Below are 18,951 nucleotides of genomic sequence, written 5' to 3' on the forward strand. Positions count from 1 at the left end.
GTGCATGTCCCGACCCGACATTGCCGCAGACCTGGCACCGCGTATTGCGGTGGCCATCCGTGATGGCTTCGAGGAGTACCACGCTCGATTCGCCGCAGTGACCGCGCGTGCGCGGCAGCGCTTCGAGCAGCGCGACTGGCCCGGTGCCCGCCAGGATGCCGTCGAGCGCATCGCCCTGTACGACCTGTGCATTGCAACGCAGATGGATGCGCTGCGCCGCCTTGCCGGCGAGGCGGTCGGTGAGCGCGCGTTGTGGCTGCAGGTGCATGCGCAGTACAGCGCGCTGCTGCAGGGGCTGATCGACGCCGAGCTGTACAAGACCTTCTACAACACGCTGTCGCGACGGCTGTTCGGCACCTGCGGCGTGGATCCGGCGCTGGAGTTCATCGCCTTCGATGTCGAGCCGTCCGATGCCATCACTCATCCGGTCGCGCGCCATACCTATGCCGTCTCGGCGACGCGGCCGGTGGAGGCACTGCAGCGGGTGCTGGCCGATTATCGCTTCGATATTCCGTATGCCCATCAGTTGCGCTGCGCGGCGGCGATCGCGGTGCGCCTGCAGGATGACCTTGCGCATTGGGGCGATACGCCGGTGCGCAGCATCGAGCTGCTCGACACCGTGTTCTACCGGGAGCGCCGCGCCTACCTGGTTGGCCGCGTGTTCGGCGAGCATCGATTCTCACCGTGCGTGATCGCGCTGGTCAACGACGAGCGCGGCCTGCGTGCCGACGCGGTGCTGACCCGGCGCCGCGACGTGGCCCATCTGTTCGGCGTGTCGCGCAGCTATTTCCAGGCCAACCTGGCCACGGTTGGCGATGCGGTGGTATTCCTGCGCAGCCTGCTGCCGGGCAAGCCGATCGACGAGATCTACACCGTGCTGGGCCGCGCCAAGCAGGGCAAGACCGAACGCTACCGCACTTTCTTCCGCCACTTCAACGAGCATCCGCAGGAGCGGCTGGCGCATGCCGAAGGCACGCCGGGCATGGTCATGGCAGTGTTCACGCTGCCCAGCTATCCGCTGGTGTTCAAGCTGATCCGCGATCGCTTCGCCTGGCCCAAGACGATGTCGCGGCAGCAGGTGGAAGAGAAGTACGCGCTGGTGTTCAACCTCGACCGCGTCGGCCGCCTGCTGGATGCACAGCCCTATCGCCACCTGCGCTTCCCACGGGATCGTTTCGCGCCGGCCTTGCTGGAGGAGCTGCTGCAGCAGTGCGCGCAGAGCGTGCGCATCGATGGCGATGAGGTGGAGATCGCGCTGTGCTATGTGCAGCGCCGCTTCCGCCCGTTGAACCTGTACCTGCGCGAGCAGGGCGGTGAAGCGGTGCGCGCTGCGGTGCTCGACTATGCCCAGGCGATCACCGACATGGCGCGCAACAACATCTTCCCCGGCGACATGCTGCCGAAGAACTTCGGCGTGTCGCGGCACGGACGCGCTGTGTTCTACGACTACGATGAGCTGTGCCTGGTCAGCGACTGCGTGTTCCGAGCCTGGCCACAGCCGCGTACACCGGAAGAAGCGCTGTCCGATGAACCGTGGTTCCATGTCGGCCCGCGTGACGTATTCCCCGAGCGCTTCGGCCCGTTCATGGGCCTGCCGGCCGGCGAACTGGCGGCGGTGCGCGAGCACTACCGGCATCTGTTCGACCCGGCCTGGTGGCAGGGCCTGCAGGCGCGCTTCGCCAACGCCGACTACCCCGATACGCCGCCCTACGCGGCGGCCCACCGTTTGGCCTAGCCAGGCCCCACTGTTGCGGGTGTGAAGCTTGCGTTACGCTCGGGGTTCATCACCAAGGATCCGGCAATGATGCGCTCCCACCTGTTCCTCGCCCTTGCGTTGGCCGTCGGTGCCGGCGCTTCCCTGCTTCCTGCCGATGCCAGCGCGCAGACCACGCGCGCGGTGCGTGCCACCACCGAACTGAGCATGACCCTGACCGGAAAGATCGAGGTCACCGCGGAAGGCACGGTCAGCAACCTGGTGCTCGACCAGAAGGCGAACATTGGTGCAGGTGTCGCAGCCTTTGTTGAACGTACCATTCGCCCCTGGCGCTTCGAACCGACGCTCGTGGACGGCAAGGCCGTCGCCGCGCAGGCGCCCCTGCGCGTGCGCCTGCGCGGCAAGTCCACCGGCAAGGGCGACTACGAAGTCAGCATGACCAGCGTGGATTTCAGCGAGTACGACCCGAAGGCCACCGATTCGGTGACCGCAAAGCGGCTGACGCCGCCGCGCTATCCGGACGAGGCGATCAGGGTCGGTGGCCAGGGGGACGTGGTCCTGATCGTCAAGGTCGCCCGTGACGGCACCGTGGCCGACGTCATTGCCGAGCAGGTCAACATGACCGTGGCGGGGCCGGAGCGGACCATGGCCAAGCTGCGCGATGTGCTGGCCAAGGCCAGCATCAACACTGCGCGCAAATGGACCTTCATTCCCCCGACCAGCGGCGAGGAGGTCTCAAGCGAGTTCTGGTCGGTGCGCGTGCCGGTGAGCTATGCGTTTTCGGATGATCACAATGCCGCAGTCGAGCGCAATGGCCGCTGGCGGGCCTTCATTCCGGGACCGAAACAGCGCGCACCCTGGGTGACCGGTGAGGCTGCGGACACCGGCAGCGACCTGCTTCCCGAAGGCGGCGTCTACATGGTCGACAGCGCCAAGCGCGGCCTGCGCCTGCTCACCCCGCTGGAACAGGGCTGAGCGCGATGGCGGAGCCGGGCAGCCCGGCTCCGCGTCAGTCGGCGTAGGGGTAGACCACCACCCGGTTGCGGCCCTGTTCCTTGGCCAGGTACAGCGCCTTGTCGGCCAGCCGCAGCGCCTGCTCGGCATCGACATGGAAGCTGGGGAAGTGGGCCACGCCCAGCGAGACCGTGATGGTACCCACCGGTTCGAACGGGTGGTCGGCGATGTGCTGGCGCAGGCGTTCGGCAGCCTGGCGCGCCGATTCGGTGCCGATGCCGGGCAACAGCAGCAGGAATTCCTCGCCACCGGCCCGGCACAGAATGTCGCTGTCGCGCGAGTAGCGGCGCATCTGGTCGGCGATATGGATGATGGCGGCATCGCCGACGTCATGGCCGTGGCCGTCATTGATCAACTTGAAGCGGTCGATGTCCAATGCCAGGATCGCGAACGGAATGCCCTGCACCTGCAGCGCATCCAGTGCCTGCTGCAGGCCACGGCGATTGAGCAGGCCGGTCAGCGGGTCGGTGCGGCTGGCGCGGTTGAGCGTGCCGATGCGGTCCTGCAGGGCGTTGAAGCTGTGCAATACCGCATGCTTCAGCTGCGCGACCTCGAAGTACCAGGCGCGGATGCCGCTGACGTGGGTGATCGCGTTGCCGGTGTCTTCGCCGCCCTGTACGTTGCGCGCCAGTTGCCACAGCGGCAGCGAGATGCGGCGAGCGAACCACCAGGTGACCAGCAATGACAACACGCCCAGCGGGATCGCGTTCCAGATCACCGCGGTCATCAGCCGCGACAGCGGCTGCAGCGTGGCCTCGGTCGGGCGCTGGGCAATGATGCCCCAGCCGGTGGCCGGCACTGGCGCGTAGCCGGCCAGCATCGACACGCCGAGGTTGTTGCGCACCTGCTGCGCGCCGCGTTCACCGCGCACCACGGCCTTCACCGCCGGGTTGCCCACCACGTAGTCACCGACCCGCTTGCCGTCGGCGTGGTACAGCAGGCGACCATGACGGTCGACCACGTAAAGATAGGAACCGTCGCGGTAATAGTGCTTGCCCAGCAGCGTGTGCAACGCACTGCGCTGGCGCAGGTACAGGGTGCCGCTGACGTAACCGCGATAGTGGCCGCTGCGGTCGAAGATCGGATGCGACAGCGAGACCAGCAGCTTTCCGGTGGCCGACTGGTACGGATCGCTGATCATCGGCTGGCGCGCGGCCAGGGCGGCGTTGTTGCCGACGCTGTGCAGCACCTCGCCCTGCAGCTGCAGGGTCTGTGGCGAGGTGGCGATCACCAGGCCGTCGGCATCCACCACCAGCGAGGAGTTGAAACTGTTGGTCTGCAGCTGTAGCCGGCTGGCCTCGTCCTGGGCCTGGGCCGGATCGAGGTTGCCTTGGCCGAGCCGGGTGGCGGCGTAGGCCAGCTCCTGTTGCGCACCCAACAGGAAGTTCTGGGTGGTCTCTGCCAGTTTGGTGGCATAGACGCGGTTGGCTTCCAGGGTGTTGCCGACCAGCTGGTCGCGCTGCACCCGATAGCTGGCCAGCAGGGTATTGGCCAGCGCGATGATGGCGCTGAGCAGGGCCAGGGCAAGGATCAGCTTGCCCAGGTTGAGGCGGGGCGAAATCAGGCGCATGCGGGGCAGGGTCGGGCGGAGGGCGCGCAGCGCGCACGGGCGCCGCCGGGTGCGGGGCCTCATTATCGCCACAAACCGAGCCGCTGCGGTGAAGCGCGCGGCCGCTGCGATGGTCAGCGCTGCAGGCGCTGCCGCAGGGTCTGGCGGATCTGCTCGGCGCTCCCGGCCTGCAACGGGGCCAGCACGCCGCGCACCTGCGGCGGAATATGCGCGCTGGTCGAAAGATCGGCGTCGAACACATAGTGATCGAGCATTGCGCGCCAGTGCGCGCGCTGCGCTTCGGGTAGATCACGCAGCGCGAGGATCGACAGCATCAGTGCGTTCATCGGTGAATCCATCCATGCCGGCACTGGGCGCCACCAGCTGTTGACCAGCACGTTGAACGCCTCCAGCCCTTCCATGTGGTGCCACCACAGCGAGGGAATGTAGACCGCGTCGCCGGGCGCCAGTTCAGCCACCTGTGCCTGCGCCAGCGCCTCGCGGAAGCGTGGAAACCGCTCGAAATCGGGTGCATGGAAGTCAACCAGGCTGATCGCCTGGCCGGCGGGGGTGAAATCCAGCGGGCCGATGTACAGGTTGCGCACCTGCTCGGGTGCGAACAGGGTGACCCGGCGCCGTCCGGCGGCAACGCAGGCGAGGTTGTCGGGCACATCCTGATGCGCGGCGATGCGCGAGCGGTTGCCGATCCAGATGCTGCTGAGCGGATCGGCGACGCCCAGCGGCAGTGGATTGCGTGCGCTGAAGCCGGGCAGGAAGCTGTCCAGCGTGGTCGAGGCCACGTAGATCGACGGTGGCGACGGATGGCCGGCGTACTTCAGCAACGTGGCCAGTACCACCTTCAGCGGCACCTGTTCGCGGCGGAAATTGAAGCCGCTCATGTCCTCGTTGTAGAACAGCCGGCCGCTGGCCTCGGGCGCCGCCGTGGTAGCGGTGACCGGCATCTGGCCCGGGTCGAAGCCGGCCAGATGCGCTACCACCGCAGCAGGCGATACCTGCGCTGCGGAGACCACGGGCCAGTGCGACACCAGCCCGCGGATCACCTTGGGCGTGGTCCAGCCGGGCAGGTGCGCGGGCAGGTCTGCCGGTTGCAGGCCGTGGACTTCTTCGATGGGGCGGGGCAGGGGCAGCATGCGCGGGTGTCCGGGGCAGTGTGGAGCCGAGGCGACGCTCGGCTCCACAGTACCGCAGCCGGTCAGAACTTGTAGCGCATGCCAAACATGTAGCGCGGCCCGGTCTGGGTGGCATAGCGCAGCATGTTGGTGTGGCGCGCGTAGGTGCGCATGGTCTCGTCGGTCAGGTTGATCGCTTCCAGGCTCAGCGTCAGCCGGTCGCTGACCGCGTAGCTGATGTTGAGATCGACCTGGCCGTAGGCCGCGGTGTAGTTCGGGTTCGGGCCCTGGCCGCCGATGCCGTTGAGGAACTTGTCGCGCCAGTTGTAGGCCGCACGGATCTGCCACTTGTACTTCTCGTAGAACGCCACGACGTTGGCCGAGTCGCTCAGGCCGATCATCGGGTACTGGTCACCCAGGCTGAAATTGTCGAAGGTCAGGCCCGACTTCACCTTGGTGTAGTTGGCCGCCACGCCGAAGCCGGACTGGCCGAACAGGTGCTGCACCGCCACTTCCCAGCCCTGCAGGTGGTCGGAGTGCTGATTGGCCGGCACGGTGGTATCGAAGCCGGCCACCGGATCGCCGGGCTGGCCGGTGATGGTGCCGGTCATCTGCCCGGCCGAGTTGCGGCCGGTGTAGTTCACGCCGGGCGCGCCGGCATGATTGGTGAAGATGTAGTCGCGGATGCACGGCATGTCGGTTGCGCCGCAGCCCGAGGCCAGCGCTTCGTTCCAGTAGGCGCCGCCCACCGGCGTGTGCAGGTTGCCGGTGTTCTCGCGCACGATGGTGTTGCTGATGAAGTTCTTGATGTTCTTGCGGAAGAAGCCGACCGACGCGTAGCTGGCGTCGCCGTAGTACCACTCCAGTGACAGGTCGAAGTTGTCCGACACCAGCGGCTCCAGTGCCGGGTTGCCCCGCGAACCGGTGCCGCCCTGGGTGCGCACGATGTCATCCACGCGCGAACCGCTCTGGATCTGCGTCCAACCCGGCCGGCCGATGCTGCGGCTGTAGCTGCCGCGCAGTGCCAGCGCATCATTGATGTCCAGCTTCAGGTCCAGGTTCGGCAGCACGTAGTCGTACTTGCCTTTGCCGCCGACAAAGGTACCGCTGGGCGCATAGGTGATGTTGAACTCGTTGGCCGAACCCCAGCTGATGCCGTTGGGAACGCGGACCAGCGCCAGCGATTCCACTTCGGTCTGCTCGTAGCGAACGCCGGCCGCCACGTGCAGCGGCATCGCCCAGTCGAACGTGGTGCGGTACTGCGCATAGGCGCTCTTGGACTTCTCAGTGGTGCGGATGTCTTCGGAGTACTCGGTCGGCGCCACATAGCAGGTCGGGCATGCTGGATCGGCCTCGGTACCGACCTGGGCGGCGCGTTCGCGCAGGCGGTCGAAATCGAACACCAGGAAGCGGCCGGTCATGCGTGGATCGTTATGGCCGGAGAACGACTTGAAGTAGCGGCTCATGTCGTCGGCGTACCAGATGCTGTCATCGTAGTCGCCCGGATTGCCCAACCCGCCCCACGAGTTCCGCTGCGTGATGGCCGAGGCCGAGCGGTTTTCGACCTTGGCGAAGCCGGCGCCGAAATCCAGCGCGGAGTAATCGGCGAAGCGGAAAGTGCCGCGCCCCTGGTACTGCGCCACCTTGGATTTGTTGTAGCTGTTCTGGAACACCGAACCGGTGACCAGGGCCTGCGACGGCTGCACGCCACCCGGCGGCAGCTCCATGTGGATGATCGGCAGGTCGCCGCTGTAATCCACGGTGGTCTTGCCACGCACGAACGCCGCCACGCCGAGCACGCCGGCCGAGCCGTACGGGCCATCCGGCTGCGATTCGGCGGTGGAGTTGTGCGCGTCGAAGGACAGGTCCAGCGCGTCGTTGACTTCCCAGTCGACGTTGAAGCCCAGCGAATGCATGGTGTTCCTGGTGGCCAGCTTCATGCCGCCCATCGACACGTCCGACCCGGTCATGTCCTCGCTGTAGATGATCGGCGCCGACACCGGGCCGTTGGTCCAGGTGCTGTCGCCGGGACCGTAGTTGAACCATACCGACAGCTCGCTGCGCTGCTGCTGCACCTTGTTCTCGACATAGGTGTAGTCCAGCGTGGTGGTCACGTTGTCTGCCGGCTTCCACTGGAAGGTGGCCTGGCCGTTGGTGCGCTGGCGCTGCACCGCGTTGACGTTGTACGCGGTGTTCTGCGGGCGGCCGTAAACGTCGTTCGGGCCGGGGCGGTTGGTGATGCGGTCCGAATAGCCCTGGCCCGGCTGCGGCAGGGCGCGGCCGTCGCTGGCATCATTGCCTCGGAACGTCGCCCAGCCCTCGGCCACGGTGGCCTGGTTGAATCCCGAATCGCGTTCCTGGTGGCTGGCGCTGAGGGCCACGCCGAAGCGGTCATCGGCGTAGCGCTGGCTGAAGATGCCCGACAGTTCACCGGTCACGCTGGCGCCCTGCAGCGTGCGCGGCAGGTTGTCGTTGGACGAATCGTTGACCGCCTTCATGCCCAGGCTGATCACCGGCTCGGCTTCCAGCGGACGCAGCGTCTTGATGTTGATCGTGGCACCGATGCCACCGGCCGGATTGTCGGCGCGGCCGGTCTTGTAGACCTCCACCGCCGATACCGATTCGGAGGCCAGGTTGGCGAAGTCGAACGAGCGCGAACTGGACAGGCCGGCGCCGCCGATGCCGAGGTTGGACGCCGGCATCTGCCGGCCGTTCAACAGCACCAGGTTGTAGTCCGGGCCGATGCCGCGCACGGTCACCTTGGAGCCTTCGCCGCTGGAGGTACGGTCGATCGACACGCCGCTGATGCGCTGCAGTGACTCGGCCAGGTTGGTATCCGGGAACTTGCCGATGTCCTCGGCCACGATGCCATCGACCACGCCCTGGCTGTCGCGCTTGAGGTTCATCGAAGAGGTGAGGCTGCCGCGGATACCGGTGACCTGCACCGTATCGAGCGTGGCCGGGTCGGCCGGATCGCGGCCCGCAGCGGGTGCGTCCTGCGCCCAGGCGGGCGCGGCCAGGGCCGCGAGCAGCGCGGAAGTGAGCATCGTCTTGCGAGGTACGGCCGTGTACGTCTTCATGGAAGCTCCCTCCCCAGGGAATTCGGTGGTGGCGGTCCTGCGTCGTCTCAATCAAGGGTTGGTGCGTGTGGCCGGATTGGAGCCACGGTTGACAGCGTTGTCAACAAACTGCCATCAAGAGCGCCGCACGAGTAGTCGCCGAGCAGGGGCTGTAACCGTTGCCAGAACGCCACGCGCATCGGCGAATTGGCTTGTACTGCAGTATCCGCAGCGTTTTTTCAGCAATGACAGCGCTGCCAATCCGAGTGCGCAAACGTGTTGTGCGCTGCAAAACAAAACTGCGCGGAGAGGGGCGCACGGAAGATCGGCAAGGGGAGCTGTCGGGCTGACAGCGCTGGACAAACAGGATGACCGTCACACGTCACGCATGACCGCTTGATGGCTTCAATCACTGACCGGGAGGACAGACTTTGGACACAGCAACGACCGTTCGTGGACACCACGTGCAGGGCTCGACCCGCGCCCTGATGGTGGTCACCGCGATCTTCTTCATGTGGGGGTTTCTCACCTGCCTCAACGACATCCTGATCCCTCACCTGAAGGCCGCCTTCGCCCTGACCTGGGTGCAGGCGATGCTGATCCAGTTCACGTTCTTCGGCGCCTATTTCCTGATGTCGCTGCCTGCCGGTCGCTTGGTTGCCGCGGTCGGCTACAAGCGCGGCATCGTCGCCGGCCTGGCCATCGCCGGTGTGGGCGCGCTGCTGTTTTGGCCGGCTGCGGCCGCGCATGTGTATGGCCTGTTCCTGGCGGCGCTGTTCGTGCTGGCCACCGGCATCACCGTGCTGCAGGTCGCTGCCAATCCCTATGTCGCGCTGCTCGGCGATGAGCGCACCAGCTCCAGCCGGCTGACGCTGGCACAGTCGATGAACTCACTGGGCACGACGCTGGCGCCGTTGTTCGGCGGCCTGCTGATCCTGTCGGCACAGCCGCGCAGCGAAGCGCAGCTGGCGTTGCTGCCGCAGGCCGAGGCACTGGCGTATCGGGCCGCGGAGGCGCAGTCGGTGCAGCTGCCGTATTTCGGCCTGGCCGTGGTGCTGTTCCTGCTGGCCGCGGCGATCTGGATGCTCCGCCTGCCCGCCATCGAGGGTGTGGAAGGCCGTGCCAGTGTGCAGGGGCGCGCGTGGGATGCGCTGCGCCACCGCCACGTGCGGCTGGGCGTGCTGGCGATCTTCTTCTACGTCGGTGCAGAGGTGTCCATCGGCAGCGTGCTGGTCAACTTCCTGTCCTCGCCGGGCATCGGCCAAGGCATGACCGAGCAGCAGGCCACCGGCTACGTGTCGCTGTACTGGGGAGGCGCACTGGTCGGCCGGCTGCTGGGCGCGGCCCTGCTGGCGCGGCTGGATGCGCGTCACCTGCTGGGCGGATTCGCGCTGGCCGTGGTGGTTCTGCTCGGTATCACCGTCACCACCAGCGGCGGGGTGGCCACGTGGGCCGTGGTCAGCATCGGCGTGTTCAACTCCATCATGTTCCCCACCATCTTCGCCCTCGCCATTGCCCGCCTGGGGGCACTCACCGGGCAGGCCTCCAGCCTGCTGGTGATGGCCATCGTCGGCGGCGCGGTCATTCCGCTGGCGATGGGCTGGCTGGCCGACCACCATGGCCTGCAGCTTTCTTTCCTGCTGCCGGTGCTGTGCTATGCGTACATTGCCTTCTACGCCTGGAAGGGCTCACGGTTGCCGGCGCCGTGAGCGGCCTGCCGCGGGGTTCAGCGCTTGCGGGGCGGCGCGGTGGATTCGCGCTCCAGCACCGTGTGCTCGACGGTGATCATGCCTCCGGCCAGATCGGCGCGGATGTGCTCGATCAGCTGCTCGGTAGCCAGCCGTCCCATGTGCGAAGTCGGTTGCCGAACGGTGGTCAGTGCCGGGTAGATGTGGCCGGCGATCGGCGTGTCGTCGAAGCCGCACACCGACAGGTCGCGCGGAATGCGCAGCCCCCGTTCGCCGGCGACCCGATACACCGCGGCGGCCATGTCATCGTTGGCGGCGAAGATCGCCGTCGGCGGGTCACGCAGATCGAGCAGGGCATTGGCAGCGTCCACGCCCGATTCGAACGAGAACTGGCCGCCGACCACCAGCGTCGGGTCGTAGGCGATTCCGGCCGCGCGCAGGGCCTGGCGATAACCCGCGTGGCGCCACTGGCAGGCACCGTGCGCGCGTGGACCCTTGATGTGGCCGATGCGCCGATGCCCCTGCGCGACCAGCCGGCCGATCAGCTCGATCACCGCCGTGGTTTCGTCCATGCGCACGCCGATACGCCCGTCCGGATGCCGCGGCGCGATGCAGGAGAACGGGATGTCGTGCTCTTCCAGGTAGGACAGCACCACCTCGTCGTCGGTCAGCGGCGGGATCAGCACCACCCCGTCCGGGCGCGAGTTCTCGAACAGCGCGGCCAGGTCGGGCAGGGTGCGGCGTCCGGTCCCGACCGGGCCCAGGATCAGGTTGTAGTGCTGCGCATGGCAAGCTTCCAGCATGCCGCTCTGGATCTCCATCAGGTAGTTGCGCGATGGATTGTTGTAGACCAGCGCCAACGCGTAAGAGCGCTGGCCGGCCAGGCTGCGCGCCGACAGGTTGGGTTTGTAGCCCAGCCGCGCCACGGCCGCGAGCACCCGTTCGCGCGTCTGTTCGCGCACGTTGGGCTCATGGTTGAGCACGCGGGACACGGTCTTGATCGAAACCCCGGCAACGGCGGCGACATCCTCGATTCGACTGCGCATGGTGCGATGGATCCTCCTGGAAGGCTGCGTGCACGCCGCGATGGTAGTGCGTGGTGGCCCGGTCGATGTTGCCGAAGCAGGCGGATGTTGCCACGACAGCAGGGGCGCTGGCACGTCCCGATTCCTTGTCGCGATGCAGCACCCCGGTACCACTGTAGTCCGCCGTACAAGCGCGCGGGCCTGTCGTTGTGGGACCCGCGCGGCAGCGTCCAGCAAGACCGATTGACAGTACGTGGGCGGGCTTATATGACAGCGCTGTCAGGAGCGGTGCGCAAGCGCCCATGCCAACGTGCCGCCACCACCGAGCACGCCAGGAACTTCATCCACGGAGGTAGAGCCCAGTGAATCGCCCCACCCAGACCCTACTTGCCAGTTGTCTGCTGGCCGCCCTTGCCGTCCCCGCCGCGGCCGCACCGGCCAGCGGCGAACGCTTGCAGGACTGGCCACGCGTGCACAGCGCGATCGCCACTGACGCCGGCATCGAACGCCGCGTGCAGCAGATCCTTTCGCAGATGACGCTGGCGCAGAAGATCGGGCAGATGACCCAGGCCGAGATCAAGACGATCACGCCCGAGCAGGTTCGCCGCTACTACATCGGCTCGGTGCTCAACGGCGGCGGCTCGTGGCCGGGCATGGACAAGCACGCGAGCGTGCAGGAATGGCTGACGCTGGCCGATGCCTACCATGCCGCCTCGCTGACCACCGATGCGAAGACGCCGGTGCCGGTGATCTGGGGTACCGATGCGGTGCACGGCCACAACAATGTGCTCGGCGCCACCCTGTTCCCGCACAACATCGGCCTGGGCGCGGCCGGTGATGCCGAACTGATCGAGCGCATCGGCGAGGCGACTGCACGCTCCGTGCGCGCCACCGGCATCGACTGGGTGTTCGCGCCCACCCTCGCCGTGGCCCACGACCCGCGCTGGGGCCGTACCTACGAAAGCTATTCGTCCGACCCGGCGGTGATCCGCAGCTTCGCCCACGCTTACGTCAAGGGCGCGCAGGGCGCCTTCAAGGATGACGGCAACGTGGTCACCACCGCCAAGCACTACCTGGGCGATGGCGCCACCGACAACGGCCGTGACCAGGGTGAGGCGCTGGTCGACAAGGCAACGATGATCAATGTGCATGCGCAGGGCTACTACGGTGCGCTGGCCGAAGGGGCGCAGACGGTGATGGCCTCGTTCAACAGCTGGAACGACCGCGCCGCCGGTGTCGACTACGGCAAGATGCACGGCAGCAAGGCGCTGCTGACCGATGCGCTGAAGGACAGGATGGGCTTCGATGGATTCGTCGTCTCCGACTGGAACGGCATCGCCCAGGTGCCGGGCTGCCGCAACGACAGTTGCGCGCAGGCCATCAATGCCGGCATCGATATGGTGATGGTGCCTGATGACTGGAAGGCCTTCATCGACAACACCACCGCGCAGGTGCAGAAGGGTGAGATTCCGATGGCGCGCATCGACGATGCGGTGGCGCGCATCCTGCGGGTGAAGCTGCGCGCCGGGCTGTTCGAGCACAAACCGTCCGACAGCCGTTATGCCGGCGATGCCACGGCCGTGCAGCACCGCGACCTGGCACGCCGCGCGGTGCGCGAATCGCTGGTGCTGCTGAAGAATGAAGGCCACGCGCTGCCGTTGCACCGCGATGCGCGCGTGCTGGTGGTCGGCAAGGGCGCCGACAGCATCGGCGACCAATCCGGTGGCTGGTCGTTGACCTGGCAGGGGACCGAGAACAAGAACGCCGACTTCCCCAACGCCGATTCGGTGCTGGGCGCGCTGCGCGCCGAACTGGGCACGGACAAGGTCAGCTTCAGCGCCGATGGCCAGGGCATCGACCCGGAGGCGTTTGACGTGGTGCTGGCGGTGATCGGGGAAACGCCGTATGCGGAAACCAACGGCGACATCCTTCCATCGGACACGGTCAGCCACAGCCGCGCCTACCCGCAGGACCTGGCGGTGCTGAAGGCTGCCGCAGCGACCGGCAAGCCGGTGGTGACGGTCTATATGTCCGGCCGGCCGATGTACACCAACGACCTGCTCAACCTGTCCAGCGCCTTCGTTGCTGCCTGGCTGCCGGGCACCGAAGGCAAGGGCGTGACCGACGTGCTGGTGGCCGGAAAGGGCAGCAAGCCCGCGCACGATTTCCGTGGCCGTCTCAGCTTCCCGTGGCCGGGCGTGCCGTGCCCCGCGCCGATCGACCAACCCGATGTGAAGAAGCCGTCGCTGTTCGCGCTGGGGTATGGCCTGAGCTATGCCAAGGCGGGCAAGGTCGCCCGGTTGGAGGAGGCCAACCAGGACAGCTGCGGCGAAGTGACCGTGCTGCCGATTTTCAACCGCGCCGACACGCCGCCGTTCGCACTGCACGTGGCCGCCGCTGGCGCAACGCAGCCGCTGGGCAATGATCTGAATGCCACGCTGCGCTGGCCGGCTGCCAAGCCGGTGGTGCAGGTGCGCACCGTGCAGGTGAACACCCAGCAGGACGCCAAGCAAGTGACCTGGCTGGCCCCGGCGCAGTTGATCGCCCGCAGCACGTCGCGCCGCAACCTGGGCGCGCTGGCGCGCAGCAATGGTGCGCTGCAGTTCGACGTGCAGCTGGTGAAGCGCCCGGCATCGCCGGTGAAGGTGACCATGCAATGCGGCACCGGCTGCGAGGGCGGGGTGGATATCGCCCCGCTGCTGGGCACGCTCTCGCCCGGCCAGAAGCAGACGGTGACCGTGCCGCTGGCGTGCTTTGCCAAGCAGGGCGTGGCATTGGGTGCGGTGGAAGCCCCGTTCGTGGTGACGGCCGACACGCCGTTTGCTGCGGCCTTCACCCAGGTCAAGCTGACCGCCAACACGGCCAATGCCGAGGGTGCGGTGGCTTGCCCGTAAGCCACGTGGTCGCGCCGGGCCACGCCCGGTGCGACCAGTAGATCCACGCCATGCGTGGATGCCGCCTATCCCGGCGGCAAAAAAAGCCCCGCAGTGCGGGGCTTTTCTCTTAGCGCTTCATGGAACCGAAGAACTCGTCGTTGGACTTGGTGTTCTTCATCTTGTCCAGCAGGAATTCCATCGCGGCCATTTCATCCATCGGATGCAGCAGCTTGCGCAGGATCCAGATCTTCTGCAGCAGTTCCGGTTCGATCAGCAGGTCTTCGCGGCGGGTGCCGGAACGGTTGATGTCGATGGCCGGGAACACGCGCTTTTCAGCGATACGACGGCTCAGGTGCACTTCGCTGTTGCCGGTGCCCTTGAACTCTTCGTAGATCACCTCGTCCATCTTCGAGCCGGTGTCGACCAGCGCGGTGGCGATGATGGTCAGGCTGCCGCCTTCTTCCACGTTGCGCGCGGCACCGAAGAAGCGCTTCGGGCGGTGCAGGGCATTGGCGTCCACACCACCGGTCAGCACCTTGCCCGAGCTCGGCACCACGTTGTTGTAGGCGCGGGCCAGGCGGGTGATCGAGTCGAGCAGGATCACCACGTCCTTCTTGTGCTCGACCAGGCGCTTGGCGCGCTCGATGACCATTTCGGCCACCTGCACGTGGCGCGCGGCCGGCTCGTCGAAGGTCGAGCTGATGACCTCGCCGCGCACGGTGCGCTGCATTTCGGTCACTTCTTCCGGGCGCTCGTCGATCAGCAGCACGATCAGGTGCACGTCCGGATGGTTGGTGGTGATGGCCGTGGCGACCTGCTGCATCATCATCGTCTTGCCCGCCTTCGGCTGGGACACGATGAGCGAGCGCTGGCCCTTGCCCTGCGGTGCCATCAGGTCGAGGATGCGGCCGGTAATGTCTTCCGACGAACCGTTGCCACGCTCCAGGGTGAAGCGGCGACGCGGGAACAGTGCGGTCAGGTTCTCGAACAGCACCTTGTTCTTCGACGCTTCGATCGGCTCACCGTTGATGGTGTCGACGATGTTCAGCGCGAAGTAGCGTTCGCCATCCTTCGGGAAGCGGATGCGGCCGGAGATGTGGTCGCCGGTGCGCAGGTTGAAGCGGCGGATCTGGCTGGGCGAGATATAGGTGTCGTCCGGGCCAGCCAGGTAGCTGGCTTCGGCCGCGCGCAGGAAGCCGAAGCCGTCCGGCAGGATTTCCAGCACACCGTCGGCGGCGACGCCATCACCGTGGCGGGTCAGCACCTTCAGCAGGGCAAAGATGACGTCCTGCTTGCGGGCGCGGGCGACGCCTTCGGAGATCTGCAGCTGCTCGGCGATTTCCAGCAGCTTCTGCGCCGGCATGCGCTTGAGGTCGCTCAGCGAGTAGACCGGGAAGCCCTCGGGCACGTTGGCGTGCGGGCGCGGCACGAAGGGCTGCTGCTCGCCGCCATCCTGCGGCATGCCGTCATCGCGGCCACGGCCACCACGGTCACGGTCGCGGCGGTTGCGGAAGCGGTCACGGCGGTTGCCCTGGCCCTGCTGGCCATTCTGGTTGTAGGGGTTGTTGTTCTGGCCCTGGCCTTGGCCTTGGTTCTGGCCACCGCCCTGGTGGTTCTGCTGGCGCGGCTGGCCGGATTCGCGGCCTTCACCGCCTTCACCGCCGCCACTGCTGGCGGGGGCCTCGGCAGCGGGCGCGCTCGGCGCAGGTGCGGCTGGCGCCGGTGCCGGCGCTTCGGGCGCGGCGGCCAGCGGCAGGGTCGGCTGCGCCGGAGCGGCGCTGGTTTCGGCGGCTGCCGGGGCGGCGGCCTTGCTCACGCGGGGCTTGCGCACGCGCTTTTCGGCGGGCGCATCGGCGCTGCCGGTTTCGGAAGTGTTATCGGACAAGAGCGTTATTCCTCGCTTGAAGGTGCGAGCGCCCGGCTGGGGCGGCGAACGTTGGGAATGGGTCTGGAAGAAACTGCGTCCAGAGGGTGCGGCACGCGAGCGCGGCCGGATATGCCGACACTATCATCGGCCCGCGGCGCCTTGCAAGGGCTGCCGGGAACAGCATTCATCATGGACGCGGTGCGCCCGACGGCAGCCGCACTCGGCGGCTGCCGCGAAACAGCAGGATCAGGCCAGGGCCTTGTCCAGCAGGCCGGCCAGCTGGGCCTTGCCCACCGCACCGATCTGCTCGCCGACCTTCTCGCCGTCCTTGAACACGACCAGGTACGGAATCGAACGCACGTGGTACTTGGCGGCCAGCGCACGGTTGTGGTCGACGTTGACCTTGGCGATCTTGGCGCGGCCCTGGTAGGCATCGGCCAGCTCGTCCAGCGCAGGGGCGATCATCTTGCACGGGCCACACCACTCGGCCCAGAAATCGACCAGCACCGGTTCCTTGGAATTCAGTACGGCGCTATCAAAGTCGGCGTCGCCGACATGTACAACCTTGTCGCTCATCTTGGTTTCTCGTCTTGGATTGCACCCGGCCATGCCGGAGGTGGGTGAACTGGGCCATGCCCGGTGGCGCGACCCTCGTCGTTGCCTCGTGGCGCACTGCCACGGTGCGTTCGGCGGGATGCCTGGACGCTCACGGCCGGCAGTGTACCCCTATCGCAGGGCGGGGACAGGCGCCGGCTGGAACCCAGCGTATCGTGATCGCTTCGAAGCTCGGTATGTGTCGGATTTCACTGTCTTCCTGGAAATGGGGATGGCAGCGGACGACACCAGCGTCCAGCGCCGGCTCATTCAAGTCCGGTGTGGCTGGGTGAAGACCCATCGTCTCTCACCTGCGTGAGACGGCCCATTCCGGTTTGCCGGCCCGAGTGCGTTAAACTGAGCCATTGTGCGGCGTGCGGACCCGGTGGTCCCAGCCTGCCAACCCGCCGCAGGGGCCGCAGTTTGCGACGGTGCCCCTAGACGATGAAGTGCCAGCCGCCCCACGGGCCGGCGGCCATACCAAGACGGACACATGAGCGACAAACCGCTGACCGATTTGACCTTCTCCTCCTTCGAGCTGCATCCGGCCCTGCAGGCCGGTCTTGAAGGAGCCGGATTCACCCGTTGCACGCCGATCCAGGCGCTGACCCTGCCCGTCGCGCTTCCCGGTGGTGATGTCGCCGGCCAGGCCCAGACCGGCACCGGCAAGACGCTGGCCTTCCTGGTCGCTGTCGTGAACCGCCTGCTGACCCGCCCGGCCCTGGCCGACCGCAAGCCGGAAGATCCGCGTGCGCTGATCCTCGCCCCGACCCGTGAACTGGCCATCCAGATCCACAAGGATGCGGTGAAGTTCGGTTCCGACCTGGGCCTGCGCTTCGCGCTGGTCTACGGCGGCGTGGATTACGACAAGCAGCGCGAACTGCTGCAGCAGGGCGTGGACGTGATCATCGCCACCCCGGGCCGCCTGATCGATTACGTCAAGCAGCACAAGGTGGTGTCGCTGCACGCCTGCGAGATCTGCGTGCTGGACGAAGCCGACCGCATGTTCGACCTGGGCTTCATCAAGGACATCCGCTTCCTGTTGCGCCGCATGCCCGAGCGCACCATCCGCCAGACCCTGCTGTTCAGCGCCACCCTCAGCCACCGCGTGCTGGAGCTGGCTTACGAGCACATGAACGAGCCGCAGAAGCTGGTGGTCGAAGCCGAGACCATCACCGCCGCGCGCGTGCGCCAGCGCATCTACTTCCCGGCCGACGACGAGAAGATCCCGCTGCTGCTGGGCCTGCTGTCGCGCAGCGAAGGCGCGCGCACCATGGTGTTCGTCAATACCAAGGTGTTCGTCGAGCGCGTGGCCCGTTCGCTGGAAAAGGCCGGCTACCGTGTCGGCGTGCTGTCCGGCGACGTACCGCAGAAGAAGCGCGAGAGCCTGCTCAACCGCTTCCAGAAGGGCCAGCTGGAGATCCTGGTGGCCACCGACGTGGCCGCGCGCGGCCTGCATATCGACGGCATCAAGTACGTCTACAACTACGACCTGCCGTTCGATGCCGAAGACTACGTGCACCGCATCGGCCGTACCGCGCGCCTGGGGGAAGAGGGTGATGCGATCAGTTTCGCCTGCGAGCGCTACGCGATGGGCCTGCCGGATATCGAGGCCTACATCGAGCAGAAGATTCCGTCCGAGCCGGTGACCAAGGAGCTGTTGACCCCGCTGCCGCGCCCGGAACGTCCGGCCCCGGCCGCTGGCGAGGAAGGCGAAGAGAACGAGAGCGTCGGCCAGATCTTCCGTGAAGCGCGCGAAGCCCGCGCCGCCGAGGAAGAGCGTCGTGGTGGTGGCCGCAGTGGCGGCCGCTCCGGCGGTGGTCGTGGCGAGCGTCGCGACGGTGAGCGCAGCGGCGAGCGCCGTTCGCGTGGCCCGCGCAAGCCGCGCGTGGAAGGCGAGCAGGCGGCAGCCGCGCCGGTTGAAGGTGCCGAGGCCGCGGTAGCCCAGGCCCCGCGTCCGCCGCGCCCGCCGCGTGCCGAAGGTGCGCCGGAAGGCGCCGCCGAGGGCGAGCGCAAGCCGCGCAAGCGCCGTCGTCGCCGCCACGGCCGTCCGGTCGAAGGTGCCGAGGGCGTGCAGGCCAATGCCGGCAACGGCGCCAGCCCGGTCACCCCGGTGCAGGTGATGGCCAAGCCGGTGCGAACCGCCGCTGATACCGGCGATTCGTTCCTGACCCGCATCGGCCGCAAGATCCGCCGGATGCTGTCGGGCAGCTGATCGGCGCTGCCGACCAGCGGGTAGCGCCCGACCGTTGGTCGGGCGACATCAAGGGTGTGCCGACCAACGGTCGGCACCCACCACCAACGGTCGGCACCCACCACCAACGGTCGGCACCCACCACCAACGGTCGGCACCCACCAGGCCCCCGACCGTGGGCCGGGTGGCTTTGAAAGGTAGTGCCGGCCGCTGGCCGGCAATCCACGCAGGTGCCGGCCAG

The 18,951-nt window shown here is 67.2% G+C and carries 11 protein-coding genes; 5 read left to right on the forward strand and 6 right to left on the reverse strand.

Annotation, left to right across the window (positions count from 1 at the left end; translation table 11 throughout):
* The first annotated feature begins 4 nt into the window (after window positions 1–4).
* Together aceK and ACMZPQ_RS13635 are read left to right on the forward strand one after the other, a co-directional pair.
* Window positions 5–1,735, forward strand: a complete 1,731-nt coding sequence (gene aceK / locus ACMZPQ_RS13630; RefSeq protein ID WP_197582646.1) for a bifunctional isocitrate dehydrogenase kinase/phosphatase — start codon at window positions 5–7, stop codon at window positions 1,733–1,735.
* Window positions 1,736–1,801: 66 nt separating this feature from the next.
* Window positions 1,802–2,689 (forward strand): energy transducer TonB, encoded by an 888-nt coding sequence (locus ACMZPQ_RS13635; protein ID WP_197582647.1) that lies wholly within the window; start codon window positions 1,802–1,804, stop codon window positions 2,687–2,689.
* 34 nt (window positions 2,690–2,723) lie between these two features.
* On the opposite strand, the gene ACMZPQ_RS13640 is transcribed toward ACMZPQ_RS13635, so the two are convergent.
* From ACMZPQ_RS13640 to ACMZPQ_RS13650, 3 genes are all read right to left on the reverse strand, one after another.
* Complete coding sequence (locus ACMZPQ_RS13640; RefSeq protein WP_197582648.1) at window positions 2,724–4,298, reverse strand: sensor domain-containing diguanylate cyclase; 1,575 nt, start codon at window positions 4,296–4,298, stop codon at window positions 2,724–2,726.
* A 113-nt stretch (window positions 4,299–4,411) separates the two neighbouring features.
* Window positions 4,412–5,428, reverse strand: a complete 1,017-nt coding sequence (locus tag ACMZPQ_RS13645; RefSeq protein ID WP_197582649.1) for a cupin-like domain-containing protein — start codon at window positions 5,426–5,428, stop codon at window positions 4,412–4,414.
* A 62-nt stretch (window positions 5,429–5,490) separates the two neighbouring features.
* Entirely contained in the window at window positions 5,491–8,487 is a 2,997-nt protein-coding gene (locus ACMZPQ_RS13650) for a TonB-dependent receptor (protein ID WP_197582650.1), read from the reverse strand.
* Between the two features lie 467 nt (window positions 8,488–8,954).
* Here ACMZPQ_RS13650 and ACMZPQ_RS13655 point away from each other — a divergent pair, with 467 nt between their 5' ends.
* A complete protein-coding gene (locus tag ACMZPQ_RS13655; protein WP_312646450.1) occupies window positions 8,955–10,175 on the forward strand; it encodes a sugar MFS transporter in 1,221 nt (406 codons plus the stop codon).
* 17 nt (window positions 10,176–10,192) lie between these two features.
* Here ACMZPQ_RS13655 and ACMZPQ_RS13660 read toward each other — a convergent pair whose 3' ends face one another.
* The gene (locus tag ACMZPQ_RS13660) at window positions 10,193–11,200 is read right to left on the reverse strand and encodes a substrate-binding domain-containing protein (RefSeq protein WP_197582652.1); all 1,008 of its coding nucleotides are present in this window, start codon (window positions 11,198–11,200) and stop codon (window positions 10,193–10,195) included.
* A gap of 341 nt (window positions 11,201–11,541) precedes the next feature.
* Between ACMZPQ_RS13660 and ACMZPQ_RS13665 the strand changes: the two genes are divergently transcribed.
* A complete protein-coding gene (locus ACMZPQ_RS13665) occupies window positions 11,542–14,073 on the forward strand; it encodes a glycoside hydrolase family 3 protein (protein ID WP_197582653.1) in 2,532 nt (843 codons plus the stop codon).
* Window positions 14,074–14,182: 109 nt separating this feature from the next.
* Here ACMZPQ_RS13665 and rho read toward each other — a convergent pair whose 3' ends face one another.
* On the reverse strand, window positions 14,183–15,940 hold the full coding sequence (rho, locus tag ACMZPQ_RS13670) for a transcription termination factor Rho (RefSeq protein ID WP_197582654.1): 1,758 nt from the start codon (window positions 15,938–15,940) through the stop codon (window positions 14,183–14,185).
* 228 nt (window positions 15,941–16,168) lie between these two features.
* Complete coding sequence (trxA, locus tag ACMZPQ_RS13675; protein ID WP_005411275.1) at window positions 16,169–16,498, reverse strand: thioredoxin; 330 nt, start codon at window positions 16,496–16,498, stop codon at window positions 16,169–16,171.
* Between the two features lie 511 nt (window positions 16,499–17,009).
* On the opposite strand from trxA, the gene rhlB reads away from it, so the two are divergent.
* Window positions 17,010–18,731 carry an ATP-dependent RNA helicase RhlB gene (rhlB, locus tag ACMZPQ_RS13680; protein WP_197582655.1) on the forward strand — a complete coding sequence of 574 codons (1,722 nt, stop codon included), beginning with the start codon at window positions 17,010–17,012 and terminating at the stop codon, window positions 18,729–18,731.
* Window positions 18,732–18,951 lie beyond the last annotated feature (220 nt).

This window comes from Stenotrophomonas maltophilia, assembly GCF_047497515.2.
Lineage (GTDB): Bacteria > Pseudomonadota > Gammaproteobacteria > Xanthomonadales > Xanthomonadaceae > Stenotrophomonas.

Coding starts and splice junctions, on each gene's coding strand:
- ACMZPQ_RS13650 (WP_197582650.1), bottom strand. CDS start 8,487: ATGAAGACGTACACGGCCGTACCTCGCAAGACGATGCTCACTTCCGCG.
- ACMZPQ_RS13660 (WP_197582652.1), bottom strand. CDS start 11,200: ATGCGCAGTCGAATCGAGGATGTCGCCGCCGTTGCCGGGGTTTCGATC.
- ACMZPQ_RS13635 (WP_197582647.1), top strand. CDS start 1,802: ATGATGCGCTCCCACCTGTTCCTCGCCCTTGCGTTGGCCGTCGGTGCC.
- rhlB (WP_197582655.1), top strand. CDS start 17,010: ATGAGCGACAAACCGCTGACCGATTTGACCTTCTCCTCCTTCGAGCTG.
- ACMZPQ_RS13655 (WP_312646450.1), top strand. CDS start 8,955: ATGGTGGTCACCGCGATCTTCTTCATGTGGGGGTTTCTCACCTGCCTC.
- aceK (WP_197582646.1), top strand. CDS start 5: ATGTCCCGACCCGACATTGCCGCAGACCTGGCACCGCGTATTGCGGTG.
- ACMZPQ_RS13640 (WP_197582648.1), bottom strand. CDS start 4,298: ATGCGCCTGATTTCGCCCCGCCTCAACCTGGGCAAGCTGATCCTTGCC.
- ACMZPQ_RS13645 (WP_197582649.1), bottom strand. CDS start 5,428: ATGCTGCCCCTGCCCCGCCCCATCGAAGAAGTCCACGGCCTGCAACCG.
- trxA (WP_005411275.1), bottom strand. CDS start 16,498: ATGAGCGACAAGGTTGTACATGTCGGCGACGCCGACTTTGATAGCGCC.